We start from the raw sequence: 18,805 nt of genomic DNA, 5'->3' as shown, positions 1-18,805 counted from the left end.
TGGAACGACTCTCCCTTTTGAAAATTATTTAATACTGCTCCCATCAAATACAAAGCGAATATCATACGAAGCATTATAATTAATAATTGGAATATTAATTTTCACCTTTCCATTTAGTTTTTTTGACAAGTCAGCAACTTCAAATTCTACTACTCTAGTATTATCTTTTTTGTTTTCACTTAACACGGTTGTTTCTACAAATTGACCATCTTTTTCTACTTGGAAACTTTTAATAGAAGCACTATCTTTCACTTTAAATGAAACGTATTGTTTTCCATTTTTAACTGTTAATGTTGCTGGGCTTTCAAAATAACTATTCATTCTAGACGATTCATCTTTATCGCCTTTCCATACAGTAAAAGCAATATTATATTTTCCATCAGCTAGTTTTGTAGCAGCCTTTGCATCTTGTAAACCTAGTGTTGCGATAAACGTAAATAAAACAGCAAATACGGCAATAATCATTTTAAATTGTTTAAACATATATTCATCACCCTTCAAAAGATTTATTTACTCAACTTCACTTTACGAATTAAGAAAGCACCTGAAATAAGAATTAACGCTGCAAACAATCCAATACGTGCTTCATCGCCTGTTTTTGGGTTATCTGTTTTTTCAGCTTTTCCATTTTCATTTTTTGTTTCTTTGTTCACTTCTTTAGCTGTTTCCTTACTCTCTACTTTTGTTTTCTCTTCTTTTACATGTGTATCTGTTTTCGCTTGATCATTATTTTTTTTTGTAGCAGCTACGCCGTTATCGCCACCTACAGCTTTTACATTTGCATCAAATGCAAAACGAATTGTGTAGTGGTGGTCATAGTTTGCATTTGGTACAACAACATGAATTTTTACAGCTGCTGGTTTAGATAAATCATCTACTTTAAACTCTACTGTTCTTTTATCTGCCGATTCATCTTTACTAACAACTTTCGCATCAACAAAATTCCCGTTCTCTGGTGCTTTAAATTCTGTAATCCAAGCACTATGATTCATCGGAACTTGTACTCTCATCTCACCGTTTTTCACTATTAATTTTGCCGGCTTTTCAAAATAGTCATTTGCCATTGAAGCTGAATCATTTTCCGCTTTTTGAATTACGTAATTAATATCGTAAGTACCATCAGCTAGTTTTGCTGATACATTCCCGTATGGCATTACAAGAAAAGCTAACATACATACGAACGTTATAATAAAAGCAGGTAATACAGAAACCTTTTTCATTTTTCTTGTTTCCTCCTTGGTTATCTTTCATTTCACTTTTTGAAAATGATAATTATTCTCAATTTATAAGAAAAAAAATAATCTCTTCTACCTATTATTTAATTAGCATTCTTTTATGTAACATAAGTATTATTGATTATCATTCTCATTGAGTATTAAAAATAATATCTCACCCTATTCCTTATACGAAGGCATAGAAACTGAGAAAAAATGATAAAACGTATTTATTGATTATCATTCTCAATGCAAATCAAAAAAAATAAACTATCTCTTCTCCTCTTCTTTCACCTCTTCCCATAACAACACTATAGTTATAGAAACCCCTTTTTCCTCACTTCCCTTCCAATATTTCCACAACTAAGTCAATCTTAGCCTACTCATAAATTTTTTGTCAACTATATTACGTATAAAATTTTTAATATCTGAATTTCTCTATATGCGGCTTTTTTTACAAAAAAGAGACTTTCTATTATAGAAAGTCTCTTTTCTCTATTTCTCTACAGCAATTTCCTGCTTTTGAAACTTAGAAACTATATAACCAAAGCCTATACCGATTATGCCTGGAACTAACCAACCAATTCCTACACTATATAATGGAATCTTATCTAAAATAGGTGCTAGCGCTGCAATTTGAAGGTTTGCATTGTGTAATCCATCAAAGAAACTTATTGCAAATGCTCCTACAATCCCGCCCACATACATCGCTAATGGAAGACGAACGTAGTTTTCAACAAGTGATAATACGATAAGTACGATTCCAATTGGATAAATTGCGATTAAGATTGGTAATGCTAATGCATTTAACTGAGTTAACCCAAGGTTTGCTACCATAAATGCTAATACACAGAAAATGAAAACGACTTTTTGATAAGAAAGCTTTGGTAATAAGGAAGAGAAGTAATCACCACAAGCTGCAACAATACCTACAGAAGTTGTTAAACATGCTGCTGTAATTGCGATCCCTAATAATAAAGTTCCGTAGCTACCAAATAAATGATTCACGACATTTGTTAAAATAATTCCTCCGTTTGCACCCATTCCAAGTGACACACTAGAAGCTCCAAGATAAGCAAGTGCTAAATACACAAGTAGTAGACCAAGCGCTGCAATAAATCCTGCAAAGATTGTTACTTTTGCAATACTGTTTTTATTTGTAATGCCTTTTTCTTTTAACGCATGAATTACAACATTTCCGAATACCAGTGCTGCAAGTCCATCTAAAGTTAAATATCCATCAATAAATCCTTTGAAGAGAGGAGCACTATACGCTTCTGTTGGTGCACCAAATTCTCCAATTGGTGTAATAAGTGCTTTACCTACGATAATTGCAATAACAGCTAATAATATTGGAGTTAGCACCTTACCAATACGACCCACTAATTTCGAAGGATTTAAAGCTAAATAGAAAGTGACTGCAAAGAAAATAAGTGTAAAGATAACAAGTGGATATGACTGACCAGCTATCTCACTTGGTAAAAACGGTGCAACACTCATCTCATAAGCTACTGTTCCTGTACGCGGCACACTTACGAATACGCCTAAACATAAATAAATTGCAGTGATAAAAACAAGTGCGAATATAGGATGTACACGTCCTGCTAGCTCATTAATATCTCCCTTTAAAGCTATAACAATTACTCCTAATAAAGGTAGTCCAACGCCTGTTACGATAAAACCAAACAGCGCGATCCATACGTCCGTTCCAGCACCTTGCCCTAACGCTGGTGGAAAAATCATATTACCTGCACCAAAAAACAGTGCAAATAACATTAAACTTATTGCAAACATCTCTGAAAACTTTAAAGATGATTTCATTTCTACTAACCTCCTAAAATAATAAATTAACAAAATATTCTGAATTAAAATCCGTCACATATCCTCTTTCAAGCATACTTCCCCGTAAAAGAACGCAAAAAACACCCGTCCCTAACAAAGGGACGAGTGTTGAAATCGTGGTTCCACCCTTATTCTAATAAAATGAATTTATAACGAAATAAGCTCATTTTATAGCTCGTGTAAATTGATAACGGTTTTATCCGCCAAGAATTACAATGCATCATGTATGCAGTTCACTCTTGAAGTTTAGAGGTGGTAAGCTTGTCTTTTCGTATTAGGAAGCTCACAGCCTAAGGCTTCCCTCTCTGAGAATCGTAAAATACAACTCATGTCCTCATCATTACTTTTATAAAATATCTTGTCGAAACTTGTTGTTTTTTATTATATGGGCTATTTTTTAAAAAATCAATAGTTTTATTTTTTCTGACAAAAAAAATATAGGGAGAAAATTTCCCCTCCCTATAACTGCCCTATTAAAATTTCTAACTCTTCAGCTGTAACGCTCCGCCACTTTCCAACTTCAAGCTCATTTAGCTCTATATTCATAATGCGTACTCGCTTTAGCTTTATTACAGTAAACCCGAAAGCTCGACTCATTCTACGAATTTGCCTGTTCATTCCTTGCGTTAAAACAATACGAAATGTTGATTGATCGACTCTTGTCACTTTGCACGGCTTCGTCATTCCATCTTTAATCTTTACACCGCTGGACATCTCATCAATAAACCAGTCCGTAAAAGGTTTATCGACTGTGACAACATATTCCTTCTCGTGCTCATGATCACCATGTAAAATTCGATTCGCAATGCCGCCGTCATTCGTTAATAAGATAAGTCCTTCCGATGCTTTATCTAATCGTCCAACTGGAAAGATTCGCTCTGGATAATTGATATAATCAATAATATTATCTTCAATATGATCAGCTGCTGTACAAGTAATTCCGACTGGTTTATGAAAGGCTATGTACACCTTTTCTTTCTCTTCTTTTACAATAACTTGCCCATCAATCGTTACAACATCACCATCGCTCACAAGTTCACCGTGCGTACATATTTCACCATTAATAGCCACGCGTCCAGCTTTAATGAGGCGATCTGTTTCACGTCTGGAGCATGATTTTGCTTCGCTTATGTATTGGTTGATTTTCATGTTCTATTCCTTTTCACATATATTAAAAGCGTCAATCTATGGCAATATCATTCTGCCACGATTGACGCTTTTTCACTTCGCAAAAACAACTAAATAAATAACCCCAATCACCAAAAATATTCCGCAACAAGCTAACAATACTTTTGCAAGTTTGTCCATAAACATATAATGGTTTCCCCTTTGTTTCGTTGTTTTCTATTTTAATTCGACAACTGTTACGCCTAGGCCTCCCTCGCCCATGTCGCCGTAACGGAAGGTTTTTACACCGCGATGCTTCTTCAAGTAATCTTGTACACCTTGGCGAAGTGCTCCTGTCCCCTTACCGTGAATAATTGATACGCGAGGATAGCTTGCAAGCTGGGCATCGTCTAAGTATTTCTCAACGCGCGCCATTGCATTTTCAAATCGTTCACCACGAAGGTCAAGTTCTAATGAAACGTGATAGTCTCTACCTTTTACCGTTGCAACTGCTTTTTTCTCTGTTTGCTTCGGTGTGTTAATGTATTCCATGTTAGATTCTTTTACTTTCATCTTCAGAATACCGATTTGTACGCTCCACTCAGTATCACTTACTTTTTCAAGTAATTGACCTTTTTGACCGAACGTTAATACTTTTACTTCATCACCTGCACGTAACTGTTGCTTCGGCGCAGTGTTTTTCACGTTTACTTTTTGTTTCTTAACAAGCTCTGGTGCTGCGCCTTCTAGACGGCTCTTCGCTTCAATTAACTCGTGATCTTTCACGTTTGCAAGCTGTGCTTTACGCAATTGACGAAGTTCTTGAATAATGCCTTCTGCTTCTTTCTTTGCGGCTTCGACTTTTTCTTCCCCTTCTTTTTGCGCTTTTAATAATCGTTCATCGCGATCTTCGTTAAATTCAATGATTTGACGTTGTAATTCACGATGAAGTTTTTCAGATTGTTTGCGAAGTGCTTCTGCTTCGTTCCAGTCACGCTCTGCGTTCTTCTGGCTTTCTTCTAACTTCGCAATCATATTTTCAATTTTATTCGTATCTGTACTAATGTGGTTGCGTGCTTGGTCAATAACGCGATCAGATAATCCAAGACGTTTCGAAATTTCAAAGGCATTACTACGGCCTGGTACACCGATTAATAATTTATAAGTTGGACTTAATGTATTTACATCAAACTCAACACTCGCATTAATAACTTGCTCACGGTTATATCCGTATGCTTTTAATTCTGGATAATGCGTCGTTGCAACAACGCGAGCACCGCGATTACATACTTCATCTAAAATCGAAATTGCTAGTGCAGCACCTTCTTGTGGGTCTGTTCCAGCACCTAATTCATCGAATAAAACTAAGCTTTCAAAATCAGCTTTTTCTAAAATATCAACGATGTTCACCATATGTGAGGAGAACGTACTTAAACTTTGTTCAATCGATTGCTCATCACCGATATCAGCAAATATATTTTTAAACACACAAATCTCTGACTCATCCATTACTGGAATGTGAAGACCAGATTGCGCCATTAAAACACAAATACCAACTGTTTTCAGCGTAACTGTTTTACCACCTGTATTCGGTCCTGTAATAACAATTGTCGTGAAATCTTTACCTAACATAATGTTATTTGGCACAATAATTTCTGGATCGATTAGCGGATGGCGAGCTTGTCTTAAATCCATATAACGCTCGTTATTTACGATTGGTTTCGTTGCTTTAATTCGCTTTGCATAAAAAGCTTTCGCAAAAATGAAATCAAGATTCGCAACTACTTCTACGTTTGATAAAACGATATCGGCTTCTACTGCCACTTCTTCTGTTAACATCAATAAGATGCGTTCGACTTCTTGTTTCTCTTTCACACGAGCTTCTTGCAGTGCGTTATTTAATTCTACAATGACTTGCGGTTCAATAAATAACGTTTGTCCAGAAGCTGATTGATCGTGAACAATACCACCATATACGCCGCGGTATTCTTGTTTTACTGGGATTACGTAACGTTCGTTACGAATCGTTACAATCGAGTCAGACAGCATCTTTTGCGCATTTGAAGAGCGCGTCATATTTTCTAATTTTTCACGAATACGGCTTTCCGCAGTACGAATTTGAGTACGAATACCACGCAGTTTATCACTTGCGCTATCGACTACTTCACCGCCGTCACCGATACAATTTGTAATTTTCTTTTCTAAATCATATAAAGATACAATTTGAGCGACGTGAGTTTCTAAAATCGGAAGCTCGACACCGTTATCAGCCATATCTTCAATGAAACGTTTCATATTACGACTACCATACATCGTATTCGCAATATCAAGTAATTCATTTGGACTTAACATACTCCCAATTTTTGCACGCTTCACATTTGAGCGAATATCCGTAATACCACCTAATGGTGCACTACCTTTTAAACGAATAACTTTCGCTGCTTCATCCGTTGTATCTTGCATTTCTACAATTTCTTCAAAATCAGTGCTCGGCACTAAATGCTTCACTTTGTCACGGCCAAGTGAAGAGGCTGTATGTTCAAGTAATTGTTCTTTTACTTTATTGTATTCTAATACACGCAACGTTCTTTCTAACATGTTGCAGGTCCCCCTTGCGTTACTTATTACGTTTAATATAGTCTAATAAACGTTCAATATCCCATGTGTTAATCACGTTATCTTTTTGAATCCAACCTTTACGTGCTGCTGCTACACCTGTTTCCATATCTTCTAACATTTCAAGTGTATGAGCATCTGTATTAATCGCTACTTTTACACCAGCATCTTGTGCTTGTTTTAATAATTTCGCGCTTAAATCTAGACGGTTCGGATTCGCATTTAATTCTAAAACTGTATTTGTCTCTTTTGCGAGTTCAATTAATAAATCTGTATCTACATCATAACCCTCACGGCGCCCGAGAAGACGTCCTGTCGGATGAGCAATCATTGTGACATGTTTATTCTCAAGTGCAGTACGCAGACGCTTCATGATCGTTTCACGGTCTTGTGAGAAGCTAGAGTGAATCGCTCCAATGACATAGTCTAATTCTTCTAATACTTCATCATCAAAATCAAGCGAGGCATCTGGTAAAATGTCCATTTCAATTCCGCGTAAAATTGTAATGTCTGGATACTTTTCATTCATACGTTCAATTTCTTTCGCTTGCTCACGAAGACGCTCTTTCGTTAAACCATTCGCTACTTTTAAGTATTGCGAGTGATCAGTAATCGCCATAAACTTATATCCACGAGCACGGCACGCTTGTACCATTTCTTCAATAGAAAAAGCACCGTCACTCCAAGTTGTATGCATATGTAAATCACCTTGTATATCGGAAAACTGAATTAAGTTCGGATACTCTTTAATTAATTCAATTTCTTTTCCATCTTCACGCACTTCTGGCGGAATAAATGGTAGACCGAAATGAGCAAAGAAGTCTTCTTCAGTCTCAAATGTTTTCACTTCACCTGTTTCTAAGTTCTCTACACCGTACTCACTAATTTTCTCGCCTTTATCTTTTGCGATTTGACGCATTTTTACGTTATGGTCTTTTGATCCTGTGAAATGGTGAAGTGTTGTAATAAACTCTTCTGGTTTTACTAAGCGGAAATCGATTGAAATATCATATTCATATTGAAGACGAACAGAAACTTTCGTATCCCCACTTGCGATTACCTCAATCATATTATCGAATTGTAGTAAATGCTCACGTACCGCTGCTGGTTCTGTCGTTGCAATGATAAAATCTAAATCTTTCACTGTTTCACGAACACGGCGCAAACTACCAGCGCGAGAGAAACGAATTACTTCAGCAATATTCGACAATTTCTCCTCTATTTCCCCGGCAATAGGCAATACCATCGCAATTGGTAAACGCTCTGGACGAGAGCCTACTTGATCGATTGCTTCTAATATTTTCTCTTCTGTCTTCTTACCGAAACCAGCTAAAGCTTGTACTTTATTTTCCTCACAAGCAGCTTTTAACGTCTCCATATCAATAACGCCTAGCTCTTTATATAACTTAGCCACCTTTTTACCACCAAGACCTGGTAGTTTTAATAACGGCAATAAGCTACTCGGTACTTCTTTTTCAAGTTCTTGTAATACTTCAGATGTTCCCGATTCTATATATTCTTGAATAACGGCTGCTGTTCCTTTTCCGATGCCCGGAATCTTTGTGAAATCTTCAATCTCAGAAAGACTACGATCGTCACTTTCTAATGCTGCTGCCGCTTTACGAAATGCAGATATTTTAAATGGATTCGCACCCTTTAGTTCCATAAAAAGCCCGATTGTCTCTAATAATTTGATAACTTGTTTTTTATTTACTTTCATCATTACCCCGCCTTTCTTTCATAGAAAAAAACTTCTCTTTCCGAAAAAAGAGAAGTTATACTCTGCTACCTGTCTGCCATAGTTCCTTCACCTTTTCAGATAGAATCGGTGTATCGTCTACAATTATTTTGCTAATTGATGATTTTTGTAATGGTGTTTGTACTTGTTCAATCGGAAGAATGTTTCCAATGATAATTAAGACAAACAAAACAATATATACTTCTAAAAATCCGAGGATTGCCCCCGCAAACGCATTTACTTGCTTTAAAACCGGTATTTCTGCAAACATATTTAACAAATTACCAAGTAATGAAAGTGCTATTTTTGTAATAATAAACAATATGATAAACGCAAGCGCTTGATAAAATACTGTCTCAATATTATTTGCATCAATCCATTCTGGAACAGATACGTTTTTATCAAATGGATACGGAATAAATTTCGCAAGTGCTGGCGCTAAATCTTTACAGTACCAGTATGCAACAAGGTATGCGATAATAAAGCTTGTTAACTTTACAAGTTGCAGAATAAACCCTCTGCGTAAGCCGAGGAAAAATCCCATAACAAGCAGTAAAATGATAATAATATCAATCATGTTATTCCATTCCTTTTTTTGTCATACTTTCTTTCAATTTCTCATGTTCTTCTTTTAATTTTATGTAATCGTGTATGACGTTTACCGCCGTCAATACCGCTAGTCTACTCGTGTCAAGCGAAGGATTCTTGGCATTGAGTTCGCGCATTTTATCATCCACAATCGCTGCTACCATGCGGATATGACTTGTACTTTCATCGCCAACAACTGAATATTGCTGACCATAGATTTCTACATTAATTCGACTTTTCTTTCCCTTTTGTTGTGACAACTCACCGGCCTCCAATCACGTACAGAATCCTAAAGTTTATCATACCATGAACCTTCATAATATGGAAACAGAAAGAACAATCCGATATGATAAAAATAACAATATAAAAAAAGGGGCGACCATTATGTCAAATTCTATCGTAATTCAAACAAATTCTACAGTAATTGAAGACATGAAACAACAATATAAACATTCGCTTAGCCCGAAAATTCCACAAGGCGGAATCTTCATGGCAAAGGTGCCATCTTGCACGATTACAGCGTATAAATCTGGAAAAGTAATGTTCCAAGGAGGCCGCGCTGAAGCAGAAGCTTCTCGTTGGCAAACTGTCTCTCACGCGCCAAAAACAGCTGTAAAAAAATCTGTCGATTCACACCGTTATGCGCCGCCTGCTTCCATCAGTACAATGTCTATTGTAGGGTCTGATGAAGTTGGTACTGGTGATTTCTTCGGACCAATGACAGTCGTTGCTGTATATGTGGATGCGAAGCAAATTCCACTACTAAAAGAACTTGGTGTAAAAGACTCTAAAAACTTAAATGACGATCAAATTACTGCCATTGCGAAACAACTTCTACACGTTGTTCCTTATAGCTCTCTTGTCCTTCATAACGAAAAATATAACGAGCTATTTGATAAAGGAAACAACCAAGGTAAGTTAAAAGCCTTGCTACATAATAAAGCTATTACAAACTTATTAGCGAAAATGGCACCTACAAAACCTGAAGGCGTCTTAATCGACCAATTCACACAACCTGATACATACTACAAATATTTAGCAAAACAAAAACAGGTACAGCGTGAAAATGTTTATTTCGCTACGAAAGGTGAAAGCGTCCATTTAGCAGTAGCCGCTGCTTCTATTTTAGCTCGCTACTCATTCGTAAAACAGTTTGACGAACTAAGTAAAAAAGCTGGTATGCCACTTCCGAAAGGTGCTGGTAAACAAGTTGATATCGCTGCTGCTAAATTAATTCAAAAGCTTGGTAAAGAACGATTACCCGAGTTTGTGAAACTGCATTTCGCTAATACAGAGAAGGCGCTTCGCTTATTAAAATAGTATCGACAAAAACAGGAGCCTACAAACTCCTGTTTTTTGTTTCATCCTACTATTGTCCTTATAGTTTTGTTATAATTATAATATACAGATTATTCTAACATAGGAGGAGATCTACATTGCTACTTCTACAAATGATTCTAAATATTTTACTAGGCGATCCACACGAAAGACAGTTCGAAATTAGAGAAAACATTCAGCTACTAAGTGAACAACCAGCGTTCAACGATTTAATAGAGCGTTATGGTCGATCTTTCTTATTAAACTTTCGGATTCGAAGATTTATCGGGAAACACGATGCACGCTTGTTAATACATAATCCAGCAAAACTACAACACTTCTGTGAAGAACTTGAATGTATGATTAGAAAAAGGAGGTTTTTCATATGAACGCTGTAAAAGTTAAAAAGGTACTATATGCTTTCGTACACCTCGTAGGCCCACTTTCTTACCTCACTATTTCTATAATTTGGGGAGCTTTTTTCACTACTAAATCCACATTCGAAAATATATCTGATAATCTTGGCGTGATGGCCATCTATTACGTGTTCATAAGTTTACTGTGGTTTTTCTATTTAGATCGATTAGACAAAGACATAAATAAGATTACAAAAGAAATTAACGATAATAAGATGTAACACATAACAAAGGAGAGCCCTTAAGACTCTCCTTTGTTATGTTAGCTTCGTTTCTGCTTCTTATTTGATGAAGATACTTTATGAGAACCTGTTTCATGTGTCGTCGTTCCTTGTCCTTCAACTTCTGGAGAACCTAGGCCCGATCTTGAATGATCTTTTTTCACTTTTTTACTCATTTATATTCACCCCTTCGCGTTACTTTTTGCTACGAGGGAATAAACTATACAATATGTAAAATAAAAAGCGAGAGGAAATCCTCTCGCCTTTTTTCATATTTTAGAATTCAGAAGAACCTGGAGTTCTTGGGAATGGAATTACGTCACGGATGTTAGCCATACCAGTGATGTACATTAGGAAGCGCTCGAAACCTAGACCGAATCCAGCGTGTTTTGTACCGCCGTATTTTCTAAGTTCTAAGTACCACCAGTAGTCCTCTTCGTTCATACCTAATTCTTTAATTCTGTCTACTAAAACGTCCATTCTTTCTTCACGTTGGCTTCCGCCGATTAATTCGCCGATACCAGGAACTAGAAGGTCCGTAGCAGCTACTGTTTTACCGTCTTCATTTAAACGCATGTAGAATGCTTTAATGTCTTTCGGATAGTCAGTTACGAATACAGGGCGTTTGAAGATTTCTTCTGATAAGTATCTTTCGTGCTCTGTTTGTAAGTCAATTCCCCATTCTACTGGGTATTTGAAGTCAGCACCTGATTCTTGAAGCACTTTAATTGCTTCTGTATATGTGATGCGACCGAAGTCAGAGTTGATTACGTTGTTCATGCGCTCTAGAACTGTTTTATCAACGAAGCTGTTGAAGAATTCCATTTCTTCTGGTGCATGCTCTAATACGTATTTCATTGCATATTTCAGCATATCTTCTGTAAGGTTCATTACGTCACCTAGTTCAGCGAATGCAATCTCAGGCTCAACCATCCAGAACTCAGCAGCGTGACGAGTTGTGTTTGAGTTTTCTGCACGGAATGTAGGTCCGAATGTGTATACATCACGGAATGCTAATGCATAAGCTTCAGCGTTCAGCTGTCCACTTACTGTTAAGTTTGTTTCTTTACCGAAGAAGTCTTTTGACTCATCAACTTTTCCGTCTTCACCTTTTGGTAGGTTATTTAAATCTTGCGTTGTTACGCGGAACATTTCGCCAGCACCTTCTGTATCACTACCAGTGATGATTGGTGTGTGGACATGTACGAATCCACGCTCTTGGAAGAATTGGTGAATCGCAAATGCTGCGATAGAACGTACGCGGAACGTTGCAGAGAATGCATTTGTTCTTGGACGTAAGTGAGCGATTGTACGTAAGTATTCAAACGTATGACGCTTCTTTTGAAGTGGGTAATCAGAATCTGATAAGCCCTCGATATCAATTTTTTCTGCTTTAATTTCAAATGGTTGCTTCGCTCCCGGCGTTGCAATTACTTTACCTTCTACTTTAACTGAAGAGCTAAGTGGAAGTTTTGCAATTTCTTTGAAGTTCTCTAATTCTGTATCGAAAACGATTTGAACGCTTTTGAAGAAGCTACCGTCGTTTAATTCGATGAAACCAAATGCTTTTGAATCACGTAAGTTACGAATCCACCCTGATACTTGTACTGTTTGATCTGCATACTTTTCTGTATCTCTATACAGACTTTTTACTAATGTGTTTTCCATAGTGAAATTCTCCTTTGCTCATATATTTAAATACAAAAAAACCTTTCATCCATAAAGGGACGAAAGGTTAAACTTCGCGGTACCACCCAATTTGTCATAAAGACCAACTTTAACTCGTATGTAATACATACTTCCCGGTTTGTAACAGGCCGGATTCCCGTCTAAGTCTACTCTTGAATACAAAATTCAATTTCGGTTAGCAACTCCAAGGTGTTCTTCACATATACCGCCTCATCAGGCTCTCACCGTCCCTGACTCGCTTTGGATTATAGTATATACTACTTTTCCTTATCATCGTCTTTCATTTTGTTAAACTAAAATTAATGTACTACATTCGAGAGAAAGATGCAAGGTGTCGGAAAATATATGAGCGATTTTTGTAATATATCGACTTACCGACAGTGTCCGACAACCAATCCAATAAAAAAATTGCCGGAATGAATCCGGCAATTTTCTAATTACTTACGTAACTCCGCACCGAATTTCGCTTCTACCGTTGTTAGTACACGGTTATGTGCTTCTGTTACTTCTTCGTCTGTTAATGTACGTTCTGCATCGAAGTAAGTCATAGAGAATGCAAGTGATTTCTTGCCTTCTTCCATTTTTTCACCTTCGTATAAGTCGAATAGTGTTACGTCTTTCAGAAGTTCTCCGCCAGCTTCAGCAATGACTTGCTTCATTTCACCAGCTTTTGTTTCTTTTGTTACTACAACAGCCATGTCACGTGTCATAGATGGGAAACGTGGAATTGCTGAGTAGTAAGTTTCCTCAGCGTCTGCACCGAATACTTTTACAAGAGATAATTCAAATACGAATGTATTTTTCACATCTAATTGTTTTTCTGCTTCTGGGTGCAATTGACCGATGAAACCAATTACTTCGCCATCTAATACGATGTCAGCTGTACGGCCTGGGTGCATACCTTCACGTTTTGCTGGTGCATATGTGATTTGATTTGAAACGCCAAGCACGTCGAATAGTCCTTCTAGTACACCTTTCACAACGAAGAAGTCTACTACTTTCTTCTCACCTTGCCATGCATGGTGAAGAGCAAGACCTGTCATAACACCTGCAAGATGTTGTTCTTCTTTCGGAAGTTCTCCTTCTTCTGTCGGTAAGAAGATAGAACCTACTTCGTATAAAGCAACGCTGTCGTTTTTACGAGCGACATTGTATGAAACTGCTTCTAGTAATTGCGGTACTAAGCTTAAACGAAGTTGGCTACGTTCTTCACTCATTGGAAGTGCAAGACCTACAGGCGCCTTTTCGTTTGGCTCAACCATATATTGTTTCGCTTTGTCAGCGCTTGTTAATGAATACGTAATTGCTTCATATAAACCAGCACCCTCTAAGAAGCGGCGTACTTTACGACGTTTCGTTTGTGCTGATGTTAATTTACCACGAGTCATCGTTCCAGAAGGTAATGTAACTGGAATGTGGTCATAACCGTATAGACGGCCCACTTCTTCTACTAAGTCTTCTGAAATTGTAATATCAGGACGACGTGCTGGTACATTTACATGGAATGTTCCTTCTACTTCTGTAAATGGGAATTTCAAGTTTGTGAACATTGTACCCATTTCACTCGCAGAAATATTTGTACCTAATACACGGTTTACTTTTTCAGCAGTAACAGATACTGTACGCTCTTGTACTTGTAAGTTGTCAGCTTCTACTACACCTTCAAGTGCTTCACCGCCAGCATATTTCGCCATTAAAGCAGCTGCGTGTTGAATTGCTTCAAATGTACGTGTTGGATCGATTCCTTTTTCGAAACGTGCACTTGATTCACTACGAAGACCTAAGTCTTTTGATGTACGACGTACTGTTTGACCTGCAAAGTATGCAGACTCAATTAGAACGTTTACTGTCTCATTTGTAACTTCAGAATCCGCCCCGCCCATTACACCAGCAACAGCTAAAGCTTTCGTGCCGTTTGTAATTACAAGATGGTGGCTTTGTAATGTACGCTCTTGATCATCTAACGTTTCAATTTTTTCGCCTTCTTTTGCAAGACGAACAACGATTTCTTTTGAACCTAATTTATCGTAATCGAATGCATGTAACGGTTGACCGTATTCCATTAAAATGTAGTTTGTAATATCAACTACGTTGCTAATTGGACGAATGCCAGCTGCCATAAGACGAGTTTGCATCCACATTGGTGACGGACCAATCTTTACGTTTTTAACCATTTTTGCAATGTATAATGGGTTTTCTTCTTTCGCTTCTACGCTTACAGAAATATAATCAGAAGTTTTTTCTGCTGTTTCTTGTAAGTCGATAGCTGGAAGTTTTACTTCACGGCCATAAATAGCAGCTACTTCGTAAGCAACACCTAACATGTTTAAGCAATCTGCACGGTTTGGTGTTAAGCCAAGCTCAAGTACTTCATCGTGTAAGTTTAAAATTTCAAGTGCATCTGCACCAACTTCAGCGTCACTTGGGAAGATGAAGATACCATCTGCGTATTCTTTTGAAACTAACTTTCCATCAATACCAAGCTCTTGAAGAGCACAAACCATACCGTGAGAAGCTTCACCGCGTAGTTTTGCTTTTTTGATTTTGAAGTTACCAGGAAGTACAGCTCCAACTTTTGCAACTGGTACTTTTAAACCTTTTGCAATGTTAGCAGCTCCACAAATAATTTGAACTGGCTCTTCTTCACCGATATCGATTAAGCATTTGCTTAATTTATCAGCTTCTGGGTGTTTTTCACATTCTAATACGTGACCAACTACAACACCTTTTACACCTTTATTTAATACTTCAACGCCTTCTACTTCAATACCACTTTTCGTGATTTTGTCTGCTAGTTCTTGTGCTGTTACATCTTTAATATCTACATACTCTTGTAACCAACGATATGATACGAACATATTTATCCTCTCCTTCCCTTACGCTCGTTTGAATTGTTGTAAGAAACGTACATCATTTGTATAGAAATGACGAATGTCATCTACTCCGTATTTCAACATTGCGATACGCTCTGCGCCCATACCGAATGCGAAACCTTGATATTCTTTTGAATCATAACCAGCCATTTCAAGTACGTTCGGGTGAACCATACCTGCGCCTAGAATTTCAATCCAGCCAGTTCCTTTACAAGTGCCGCAACCTTTGCCATGACACATCATACAAGAAATATCCATCTCTACAGATGGCTCTGTGAATGGGAAGAAACTTGGACGAAGACGGATTTCACGATCTTCACCGAACATCTTTTTCACGAATACTTGCAGTGTACCTTTTAAGTCACTCATACGAATGTTTTTATCAATTACAAGACCTTCAATTTGCATGAACTGATGTGAATGCGTCGCATCGTCGTCATCACGGCGATACACTTTACCAGGACAAATAATTTTGATTGGGCCTTTTTCTTTATTATTTTCCATCGTACGTGCTTGCACAGAAGATGTATGTGTACGTAGTAACGTTTCTTCTGTAATGTAGAATGTATCTTGCATATCACGCGCTGGGTGATCTTTCGGTAAGTTTAGTGCTTCGAAGTTGTAGTAGTCTTTTTCTACTTCTGTTCCTTCAGCTACTTCATAACCCATACCGATGAATACATCTTCAATTTGCTCAACAACAGCTGTTAACGGATGGTGACAACCTGTTTCAACAGGACGACCTGGCAGTGTAACATCGATTGTTTCAGTAGCTAATTTCGCTTCGATTACTGCTTTTTCTAAGTTACTAATTTTGTCATCTAAACGCGTTTGAATCGCTTCACGCACTTCATTTACTAATGCTCCCATACGTGGACGCTCTTCTGCTGACAATTTTCCCATGCCGCGTAATACTTCTGTAATTGGGCCTTTTTTTCCTAAATACGCTACGCGTACGTCGTTTAAGCCCTTTAGCTCTTTCGCTTCTTCAATAAGCTCTAACGCTTTTTGCTTTAGCTCTTTTAAACGTGCTTCCATTTTGGAACCCTCCTAATTTTAAAAATAAAAAAACCCCGCTCCCAAAAAGGGACGAGGTAAATTCGCGGTACCACCCTAAATTGACAGAACAAGTCTGCCCACTCATTAGTTATAACGATCAATTCTGACCGGAACGCCTTTACATATACATGGTCCTGGCGTCAACTCCAGAGGTGAATTCACTTCCGTCTACCATAAGAATGCTTTCAGTCTACGGCACTCTCTCCCTATATGGCGATTTTGTAAGTTACTCTTCTCTATCAACGTTTTTCGTTATTTAACTTTTAATATAATGTACTTCAACTTATTATAAGAAGTTTTTTATTTGTTCGCAACCGGGCTTTGCAAATAATACGTTAAAATCCCTGCTGCAACCGCAACATTTAATGATTCTGCCCCGCCGTAAATCGGAATATACAAGTTTTGATCCGTTTTTGCAAGAATTTCTTGGCGTACGCCATTTCCTTCATTTCCTACAATTAATGCAAAACTGCCAGCCGGCGTTACTTCACCATACGGAACTCCATTTTCAAGAGCTGTTCCATATACAGGAACGTTGTTTTCTTTTAACTTGTCTACCCATTCTTCTAAGTTCCCTTTTACAATTGGTAAGTGGAAAATAGAGCCTTGTGTAGAGCGGAGTACTTTACTATTGTAAACATCAACACAACCTTCTCCAAGCACAACGGCGTGAATACCAGCTGCATCAGCTGTACGAATAATTGTTCCTAAATTACCTGGGTCTTGCAGGCCATCTAATAAAAGGAATTTCCCATCAGTAAGAGCTACTTCTTTCTCATGCTTCTCACAAACAGCAAATACACCTTGTGTCGTTTCTGTTTCACGAAGTATTTTGACAATCGCCTCAGGTACGATATACATTTCCACATCATTAACTGTCCAATCTTTCGGAAGGTCTGTCTGATCTGAAACGATAAGTTCTGTTACAATTCCTGCCTTCAAAGCTTCCTCGACTAAGTGGAATCCTTCTACAAAAAATAAACCTTTTTTATCGCGTTCTTTTTTCGTTTGCAGCTTTTTCCACTGCTTTACACGCGGATTTTGTACTGAATCAATGTTTTTCATAATATGTATTTCCCTCTCTTCTTGTCTTATCATTATAGCCTATTTTCCATACATATTTACATAAAAAAGAACAAAAACTAACGTCAGTTTCAATTCTGAAGAAGAGGTGAAAGCAATGAGTTTTAATTTACGCGGTGCCGTATTAGCGAATGTATCTGGAAATTCACAAGATCAATTACAAGAAACAATCGTCGATGCAATTCAAAGCGGTGAAGAAAAAATGCTTCCAGGTCTTGGCGTTTTATTTGAAGTCATTTGGAAAAACGCTGATGAAAATGAAAAGCACGAAATGTTAGAAACACTAGAGCAAGGATTAAAAAAATAAGCAATTTGAAAATCACCTTTGCATAAGCTAAGGTGATTTTTTTGCAGAAAATTTTTTTCTTCTCCTAAACATTTCTACTTTACTAACGAACTATGATGGAGTACAATGTTCAAAATACATTTAAACCGATCGATTTTTCTTCATATACACCATAAGATAAAAGGAGTGAATGTTTTATGCACCGTATTACGCTTGAACAAATTTTTAAACACCACATTACACAAAAATACGTAAACCGTTCTGGAATGGTCCACGCGATCGCTGTCGCTTACCATGCATTTCACCTAGCCAAAAAGCATCACGCCTCAGTCGATGCTGCCACAAAAGCTGGCTTCCTTCATGATATCGGACATCATACGTGGTACACAGGCGGCGAATGGGATTATGACTTATATAAAAAGAATGATATCCATGCAATTAAAGGTGCTGAAAGAGCACATAAATTACTTATTAGATTAGGAGAACATCCAAAACTAGCAAAAGAAATTTCTATTGCAATTCTTCTTCATACAGATTCTTTCTTAGTGGAACAAGAAATTGAAAGAACATCGCTTCAAAATATTATTAAATGGGCAGATGAAGCAGATGAAGAACCGGACGGAGCGCATCATTATCGAACAATTTCTTATGAAAAAGCACTTAAAGCAATTCAGCAATTAGATCGATTGGTAGAGCGTGAATTGCAAATAGAGCAAGCAAAATTGAATAACAAGACAGAACATAGTTATCAATGAG

Annotated in this window: 18 protein-coding genes and 3 other annotated features; of the genes, 5 read left to right on the top strand and 13 right to left on the bottom strand. The window is 37.4% G+C overall.

The window, feature by feature from the left end; all coding sequences use genetic code 11:
- Window positions 1-24: 24 nt before the first annotated feature.
- The 8 genes from AU379_RS01715 to zapA all read right to left on the bottom strand — a co-directional run bounded on the left by AU379_RS01715 (window position 25) and on the right by zapA (window position 9,365).
- On the bottom strand, window positions 25-483 hold the full coding sequence (locus AU379_RS01715) for an NEAT domain-containing protein (protein WP_000476165.1): 459 nt from the start codon (window positions 481-483) through the stop codon (window positions 25-27).
- Between the two features lie 23 nt (window positions 484-506).
- On the bottom strand, window positions 507-1,220 hold the full coding sequence (isdC, locus tag AU379_RS01710; protein WP_000757960.1) for a heme uptake protein IsdC: 714 nt from the start codon (window positions 1,218-1,220) through the stop codon (window positions 507-509).
- 489 nt (window positions 1,221-1,709) lie between these two features.
- On the bottom strand, window positions 1,710-3,035 hold the full coding sequence (gene brnQ / locus AU379_RS01705) for a branched-chain amino acid transport system II carrier protein (protein ID WP_000842650.1): 1,326 nt from the start codon (window positions 3,033-3,035) through the stop codon (window positions 1,710-1,712).
- 115 nt (window positions 3,036-3,150) lie between these two features.
- Window positions 3,151-3,406, bottom strand: a binding site (T-box leader).
- Between the two features lie 109 nt (window positions 3,407-3,515).
- Window positions 3,516-4,205 carry a 23S rRNA pseudouridine(2604) synthase RluF gene (locus AU379_RS01700; protein ID WP_000700746.1) on the bottom strand — a complete coding sequence of 230 codons (690 nt, stop codon included), beginning with the start codon at window positions 4,203-4,205 and terminating at the stop codon, window positions 3,516-3,518.
- A gap of 195 nt (window positions 4,206-4,400) precedes the next feature.
- Entirely contained in the window at window positions 4,401-6,761 is a 2,361-nt protein-coding gene (locus AU379_RS01695; RefSeq protein WP_000893716.1) for an endonuclease MutS2, read from the bottom strand.
- Window positions 6,762-6,780: 19 nt separating this feature from the next.
- Window positions 6,781-8,499: a DNA polymerase/3'-5' exonuclease PolX gene (gene polX / locus AU379_RS01690; protein WP_000867517.1), complete on the bottom strand. Its 1,719-nt coding sequence runs from the start codon at window positions 8,497-8,499 to the stop codon at window positions 6,781-6,783.
- 55 nt (window positions 8,500-8,554) lie between these two features.
- A complete protein-coding gene (locus tag AU379_RS01685; protein ID WP_000565412.1) occupies window positions 8,555-9,094 on the bottom strand; it encodes a CvpA family protein in 540 nt (179 codons plus the stop codon).
- 1 nt (window position 9,095) lies between these two features.
- Window positions 9,096-9,365: a cell division protein ZapA gene (zapA, locus tag AU379_RS01680; protein WP_000082701.1), complete on the bottom strand. Its 270-nt coding sequence runs from the start codon at window positions 9,363-9,365 to the stop codon at window positions 9,096-9,098.
- Between the two features lie 124 nt (window positions 9,366-9,489).
- On the opposite strand from zapA, the gene rnhC reads away from it, so the two are divergent.
- The 3 genes from rnhC (at window position 9,490) to AU379_RS01665 (ending at window position 11,059) form a co-directional block, all read left to right on the top strand.
- Complete coding sequence (rnhC, locus tag AU379_RS01675; RefSeq protein WP_000071566.1) at window positions 9,490-10,425, top strand: ribonuclease HIII; 936 nt, start codon at window positions 9,490-9,492, stop codon at window positions 10,423-10,425.
- A 116-nt stretch (window positions 10,426-10,541) separates the two neighbouring features.
- A complete protein-coding gene (locus tag AU379_RS01670) occupies window positions 10,542-10,811 on the top strand; it encodes a hypothetical protein (protein ID WP_000925537.1) in 270 nt (89 codons plus the stop codon).
- Complete coding sequence (locus tag AU379_RS01665) at window positions 10,808-11,059, top strand: hypothetical protein (RefSeq protein WP_000994758.1); 252 nt, start codon at window positions 10,808-10,810, stop codon at window positions 11,057-11,059. Before AU379_RS01670 ends, AU379_RS01665 begins: the two co-directional genes overlap by 4 nt.
- Window positions 11,060-11,100: 41 nt before the next feature.
- Here the strand turns inward: AU379_RS01665 and AU379_RS01660 are convergent, their stop codons facing one another.
- The 5 genes from AU379_RS01660 to AU379_RS01640 form a co-directional block, all read right to left on the bottom strand.
- A complete protein-coding gene (locus AU379_RS01660) occupies window positions 11,101-11,235 on the bottom strand; it encodes a YuzL family protein (protein ID WP_000039590.1) in 135 nt (44 codons plus the stop codon).
- 100 nt (window positions 11,236-11,335) lie between these two features.
- Window positions 11,336-12,727 carry an asparagine--tRNA ligase gene (gene asnS, locus AU379_RS01655; protein WP_000432177.1) on the bottom strand — a complete coding sequence of 464 codons (1,392 nt, stop codon included), beginning with the start codon at window positions 12,725-12,727 and terminating at the stop codon, window positions 11,336-11,338.
- Between the two features lie 52 nt (window positions 12,728-12,779).
- Window positions 12,780-13,031 (bottom strand) — a binding site (T-box leader).
- A 154-nt stretch (window positions 13,032-13,185) separates the two neighbouring features.
- Window positions 13,186-15,606 (bottom strand): phenylalanine--tRNA ligase subunit beta, encoded by a 2,421-nt coding sequence (gene pheT / locus AU379_RS01650; RefSeq protein WP_000498190.1) that lies wholly within the window; start codon window positions 15,604-15,606, stop codon window positions 13,186-13,188.
- Window positions 15,607-15,624: 18 nt separating this feature from the next.
- Window positions 15,625-16,659, bottom strand: a complete 1,035-nt coding sequence (gene pheS / locus AU379_RS01645; RefSeq protein ID WP_000388219.1) for a phenylalanine--tRNA ligase subunit alpha — start codon at window positions 16,657-16,659, stop codon at window positions 15,625-15,627.
- A 44-nt stretch (window positions 16,660-16,703) separates the two neighbouring features.
- Window positions 16,704-16,932: a binding site (T-box leader), on the bottom strand.
- A gap of 48 nt (window positions 16,933-16,980) precedes the next feature.
- Entirely contained in the window at window positions 16,981-17,778 is a 798-nt protein-coding gene (locus tag AU379_RS01640; protein ID WP_001986644.1) for an RNA methyltransferase, read from the bottom strand.
- 82 nt (window positions 17,779-17,860) lie between these two features.
- Between AU379_RS01640 and sspI the strand changes: the two genes are divergently transcribed.
- Complete coding sequence (gene sspI, locus AU379_RS01635; protein WP_000009509.1) at window positions 17,861-18,070, top strand: small acid-soluble spore protein SspI; 210 nt, start codon at window positions 17,861-17,863, stop codon at window positions 18,068-18,070.
- Between the two features lie 176 nt (window positions 18,071-18,246).
- Window positions 18,247-18,804, top strand: a complete 558-nt coding sequence (locus AU379_RS01630; protein WP_061138924.1) for an HD domain-containing protein — start codon at window positions 18,247-18,249, stop codon at window positions 18,802-18,804.
- Window position 18,805 lies beyond the last annotated feature (1 nt).

Source organism: Bacillus sp. JH7 (assembly GCF_001563515.1).
Lineage (GTDB): Bacteria > Bacillota > Bacilli > Bacillales > Bacillaceae_G > Bacillus_A > Bacillus_A cereus.
This window is presented reverse-complemented; position numbering and strand designations above follow the sequence as displayed.

Excerpts from the sequence above, each read along its gene's own strand:
- AU379_RS01715 (WP_000476165.1), bottom strand. The coding sequence starts at position 483 with ATGTTTAAACAATTTAAAATGATTATTGCCGTATTTGCTGTTTTATTT.
- isdC (WP_000757960.1), bottom strand. The coding sequence starts at position 1,220 with ATGAAAAAGGTTTCTGTATTACCTGCTTTTATTATAACGTTCGTATGT.
- brnQ (WP_000842650.1), bottom strand. The coding sequence starts at position 3,035 with ATGAAATCATCTTTAAAGTTTTCAGAGATGTTTGCAATAAGTTTAATG.
- AU379_RS01700 (WP_000700746.1), bottom strand. The coding sequence starts at position 4,205 with ATGAAAATCAACCAATACATAAGCGAAGCAAAATCATGCTCCAGACGT.
- AU379_RS01695 (WP_000893716.1), bottom strand. The coding sequence starts at position 6,761 with ATGTTAGAAAGAACGTTGCGTGTATTAGAATACAATAAAGTAAAAGAA.
- polX (WP_000867517.1), bottom strand. The coding sequence starts at position 8,499 with ATGAAAGTAAATAAAAAACAAGTTATCAAATTATTAGAGACAATCGGG.
- AU379_RS01685 (WP_000565412.1), bottom strand. The coding sequence starts at position 9,094 with ATGATTGATATTATTATCATTTTACTGCTTGTTATGGGATTTTTCCTC.
- rnhC (WP_000071566.1), top strand. The coding sequence starts at position 9,490 with ATGTCAAATTCTATCGTAATTCAAACAAATTCTACAGTAATTGAAGAC.
- AU379_RS01665 (WP_000994758.1), top strand. The coding sequence starts at position 10,808 with ATGAACGCTGTAAAAGTTAAAAAGGTACTATATGCTTTCGTACACCTC.
- AU379_RS01660 (WP_000039590.1), bottom strand. The coding sequence starts at position 11,235 with ATGAGTAAAAAAGTGAAAAAAGATCATTCAAGATCGGGCCTAGGTTCT.
- asnS (WP_000432177.1), bottom strand. The coding sequence starts at position 12,727 with ATGGAAAACACATTAGTAAAAAGTCTGTATAGAGATACAGAAAAGTAT.
- pheT (WP_000498190.1), bottom strand. The coding sequence starts at position 15,606 with ATGTTCGTATCATATCGTTGGTTACAAGAGTATGTAGATATTAAAGAT.
- pheS (WP_000388219.1), bottom strand. The coding sequence starts at position 16,659 with ATGGAAGCACGTTTAAAAGAGCTAAAGCAAAAAGCGTTAGAGCTTATT.
- AU379_RS01640 (WP_001986644.1), bottom strand. The coding sequence starts at position 17,778 with ATGATAAGACAAGAAGAGAGGGAAATACATATTATGAAAAACATTGAT.
- sspI (WP_000009509.1), top strand. The coding sequence starts at position 17,861 with ATGAGTTTTAATTTACGCGGTGCCGTATTAGCGAATGTATCTGGAAAT.
- AU379_RS01630 (WP_061138924.1), top strand. The coding sequence starts at position 18,247 with ATGCACCGTATTACGCTTGAACAAATTTTTAAACACCACATTACACAA.